Source organism: Candidatus Coatesbacteria bacterium (assembly GCA_014728225.1).
Classification (GTDB): Bacteria; RBG-13-66-14; RBG-13-66-14; order RBG-13-66-14; family RBG-13-66-14; genus WJLX01.
Map to the genome: position 1 here is coordinate 1 of WJLX01000114.1, position 3,903 is coordinate 3,903.

4 protein-coding genes and 1 tRNA gene are annotated in these 3,903 nt (G+C 64.1%); 2 read left to right on the forward strand and 3 right to left on the reverse strand.

The window, feature by feature from the left end; all coding sequences use genetic code 11:
- Positions 1-399 precede the first annotated feature (399 nt).
- Positions 400-487, reverse strand: a tRNA-Leu gene (locus tag GF399_08155).
- 166 nt (positions 488-653) lie between these two features.
- Between GF399_08155 and GF399_08160 the strand changes: the two genes are divergently transcribed.
- Complete coding sequence (locus GF399_08160) at positions 654-815, forward strand: hypothetical protein (protein ID MBD3400291.1); 162 nt, start codon at positions 654-656, stop codon at positions 813-815.
- An 840-nt stretch (positions 816-1,655) separates the two neighbouring features.
- Here GF399_08160 and GF399_08165 read toward each other — a convergent pair.
- Together GF399_08165 and GF399_08170 are read right to left on the reverse strand one after the other, a co-directional pair.
- On the reverse strand, positions 1,656-2,459 hold the full coding sequence (locus GF399_08165) for a hypothetical protein (protein MBD3400292.1): 804 nt from the start codon (positions 2,457-2,459) through the stop codon (positions 1,656-1,658).
- Between the two features lie 68 nt (positions 2,460-2,527).
- Complete coding sequence (locus GF399_08170; GenBank protein ID MBD3400293.1) at positions 2,528-3,043, reverse strand: hypothetical protein; 516 nt, start codon at positions 3,041-3,043, stop codon at positions 2,528-2,530.
- A gap of 192 nt (positions 3,044-3,235) precedes the next feature.
- On the opposite strand from GF399_08170, the gene GF399_08175 reads away from it, so the two are divergent.
- Entirely contained in the window at positions 3,236-3,604 is a 369-nt protein-coding gene (locus GF399_08175) for an EamA family transporter (GenBank protein ID MBD3400294.1), read from the forward strand.
- The last annotated feature ends 299 nt before the right edge of the window (positions 3,605-3,903 follow it).

Consider the following 3,903-nt stretch of genomic DNA (forward strand, 5'->3'; position numbering starts at 1 on the left):
GTTTTTGCATCTCGGCGACCGTTGGGACGAATGACAACGGTACGCCTCCGCAAAAACCGTGCCGGTTCCGGCGGCTCACGCTGGAGACGCCGCCGCGGCCGGGGGCGGTTTTTCAACGGTCGCTGAAGCGGGTTCTGCTGTTGGGAGCGGTTGACGGGGCGATTCGAACCCCCACGAGGGTCAAGCTCACCAGATCCTGAGTCCAGCGCGTCTACCAATTCCACCACTTCGGCACGGTCGGGGCGGGACAGTTTACCGGCGCTCGAAAAAAAACCCCATCGCGGGGGGGGGGGTGCGGTTATGGTTGTCGGTACTGCTACGCCTAATAAAAAAACCCCTGCGCGGGAGGGGGTGGTAGGTTTCGCGGCTGGCGCAGCTTTCGCGGCTGGCGCCGGCGGTTGGTGCCGAAGGTGGGATTCGAACCCACACGAGCGGAAAGCTCACTAGACCCTGAATCTAGCGCGTCTACCAATTCCACCACTTCGGCACGGCGGGTGGAATTATAGGCCACGGGGGTGGTATAGTCAAGGTTTTTGCGGGAACCTGAGTCGGCGCTCAGCGTATCATAGGCTGGCCCCCGCGGCGGTTTTACAGCATCCCGGGCGGACCACGCCGCCGAGTGTTCATCCCCCACCTCAACGAGGAAGCGATCGATGGGCTATCATCCCGGTCAGAAGTGCCCCTTCTCCGGCATCTACCGTTGCGACAACTGCCGCACCGAAGTCAGCCTCAAGCGCGGCGACAACTTCCCGCCCTGCAAGTGCGGCGAGGGCGAGTGGGTGCTCATCCGCCCCGAGCGCAAGAGTTTTCGTTGAGTTCGGTTTTCACTCCGGGTCGCGGCGGGGATTATGAACCCCCGCCGTGGCTCTTCCATTCGAGGAGCGGCTTGTCCGGTTCGGCGGGGCGGCCGAGGACGGGGACGACCCGACCGGGCTGGAACCGGGGCACCGTCATTTGCCAGACGCTGATCTCGAAGCTGACGTTATCGAGCGCGCCCCGGTCGTCGTGGTGCTCGAGGGTCAGGCTGACGAGTCAGGGCTGGTCGTTGACGGCCACCGTGCCTGCGCGGTCTCGCCGCTTGTCTCGATGACGCCCCGGTCGGGTAGGCCGGGTTTCTTGATGTGGCCGTCGTCCTTCGAACCGAAAACGGAACCGAAGCAATGAACCGCAGAAGGCTGGGACAAGCTTGCCCCAGTTGAAGGAAGAAACCGGGCGGGGGAGCAGGACGGTCGGCACCAGACCCCAGACCGACAGCCATCGAGGCGGCACGTCGTCGGGCTCCACGCCGAAGGCCGGGATGACGACGAAGCTGATCTGCGCGATGATGACGGTTGGCGGCGGCAGGCACCACTTGCAGTTATCGGCGTTGCGCCGCAGGTGTCTCCCCCTGGTGCTTCGTCGCTTTTGACGCTGCCGAGCTTGAGCGGTTCACCGTTGCCGCCGCTCCCCGCCGCAGCGGTGTTGTCGTTCGGGGGCGTTCCGACGCGAGCCCGTCGGCGACTCTATCCGGAGCGCCGGGGTGGACCCGGGGATATGGTGGCCGAGCGGCACGAGCAGCCCCGCCGTATCGTGTTCAACGGGGCGGATGTAGCTTCATCCGCCCCGCTTCGTGGTGAGCTTGAGAATGTAGCGTGTCGGCGGACGGGCCGCCCGTTCTAGGTGATGTGGACCGTCAGCTTGGTGCCGTCGGTGGGGTGGATGCGGCAGGGGAAGGTCTTGCCGACCCGGGCCTGCATCATCTGGATGACCTTGGTGGGGAAGGGTGTCTCTTTGGTGAAGCTGTAGGGTTCGCCGTCCTCGGGGTCTACGTCGTAGGTGATGGCGACGACGGGATTGTAATCCTCGCTGCGTCCGGTGGGTTCGATACTCACCAGGGTGGCCCGGCCGTCGATGCCCTGCTCGTCGATCAGGCGCTGATCGACGGAGCTGCGCTTGGCGCCGTAGGACGGCGCCTGGGAGCGGGAGGCCCCGGCGCCCTGCCAGTCGATGATGACCTTCATCGGGTCCTCGGGGTGGACGAGGACGGGGATCACCGCGCCGGGCTGGAACTGGGGTATCGCCGAGCGGGGGATGATGGTGTCGAAGCTGACCAGATAGGGCGTGTTGGAGCCGTCGTCGATTTCGAGCTGCAGGTTGAGATAGGGCTGATCGTTGATGGTGATCGTTCCGCCCTGGCTCGATTCGCCCAGCGCCTGAACCGTTCCCCGGGCCGCGATGCCGTGCTTCTGAATGAACTTTTGCTCCTTGGAGCCGAACAGGGCCTTGAAGGCCCCGCCGAAGGATTTGAAGACGGTGAATAGCACCGGGATGACGATGGCGCCGATGAGGATGATGGTGAACCAGCCCTCGCCCAGCTCCTGCTCCAGGTCCAGGCCCAGGGCCGGCAGGACCAGGAAGAACAGGATCGGCACCAGGAATGGCAGGATGAACAGGGTCCAGTTGAAGCCGCCCTTGGCCATGGCGGAGCCTCCTTCTGCTGCTGTTAGTGGGGATACTGACTACTATAGACGTATTTTAATACAACAGCTCAGCCGGCGTCGACCGGAAAAGCGTCGGCCAGGCGGCTCCGGTCGATCACGCACCTCGTCGGCGCGGTCGGATCTACCAGCAGGGGCAGCCGCGCCCCGGGGCGCAGTACGCCCATCAGCCGCGGCGAGGCGAAGAGGCGACACACCCCCTCGTACTCCGCTCCCCGCAGGCGATAGTGCAGGCGTAGCCGCAGGGCGCGGGCGTCGTTGATCTCCCTGACTCCGCCCAGCTCGTCTGCGTCGAAGTCAAGCAGTCGGCCGGTCAGCGCTTCGCCCCGGCGCCGCAGGCGGCGCTCGAAGCGGTCGGTGCCGTAGTAGCGTCGCAGTGGACCGCGAACGGCGGCGGCGATCGAGCCCCCGAGCAGCCCCACGCCCAGGGTGACCAGCCCGACGATGAGAGTGGTGAACAGGCCCTCGCCGAGCAGGGCGACGGCGTCCACGCCGAAGACCGGCAGCAGGGTGGCCGTCAGGGTCACCAGGATCAACAGAACCAAACCGACGACAAAACCCTTCATCCGCCACCTTCCGCCCTTCTTTTCTCAACCTGCGCCGCAACCGAAACTATCATACCCGGTGGGGTGCTCACCCGCAAGCCGGTCGTCCGGCAGAATAAACCCGCCCGCCGGTTCCCTCGAAGACCGGCGGTGTAGTACAATCGACCCGCAACCCGGCCCGACGAACCGGCCGCAACCCAGCGAAGACCAACCATGACCTATCTCATGCTCGCCCTGGGCATCGTCTTTAACGCCGGCGCCAACATCCTGATGAAGGTGGCGATGACCAGGATCGGCACCCTCGAGGACCTCGGTTTCGGCAGCTACCTCAAGGGCATGCTCACCAGCGCCTGGCTGTGGAGCGGGCTGGTCAGCTTCGCCCTGGCTCTGGCCTGCTACACCTACGTCCTCTCCAAGATCAACCTCTCCGTGGCCTACCCCGTCTTCACCTCGGTGGGCTTCGCCATCGTCATCCTGGTCAGCATCTTCATGCTCCACGAGACCGTCACCTGGTGGCAGGTGGCCGGGTTCCTGCTGATCATCGCCGGCGTCTGGCTGGTCATCAGCCGCCAGGCGGCTTGATGCTCGGCGACGGCTTCCCTTCCGCGGGGCGGAAATGGCCGCTCATACCCTGCGGGTGAAATGCCCGGTCGGTGAAAACAGTTTATTTATTACTCTTGGGATTATAAGCTGATTATGAACAGGCGCGAAGTCTGCTCCCGAGGTAGTTTAGCGTGCTATCGGCGTCTCGATGGTTGAAGCTGAATTCCATTTCAAGGATAAAGAGTCTGGAGTTGCGCTTGAAACATCAGTGGTCGGCTTTTAGCCGTCGTTTGGCGTAGCCCCGGAAGTTCTCGAGGCCGTTGATATGTGTCCGTCCA

Bases quoted from the DNA above. Each gene is read 5' to 3' on its own strand.
- GF399_08165 (MBD3400292.1), bottom strand. From the start codon at position 2,459: ATGGCCAAGGGCGGCTTCAACTGGACCCTGTTCATCCTGCCATTCCTG.
- GF399_08160 (MBD3400291.1), top strand. From the start codon at position 654: ATGGGCTATCATCCCGGTCAGAAGTGCCCCTTCTCCGGCATCTACCGT.
- GF399_08170 (MBD3400293.1), bottom strand. From the start codon at position 3,043: ATGAAGGGTTTTGTCGTCGGTTTGGTTCTGTTGATCCTGGTGACCCTG.
- GF399_08175 (MBD3400294.1), top strand. From the start codon at position 3,236: ATGACCTATCTCATGCTCGCCCTGGGCATCGTCTTTAACGCCGGCGCC.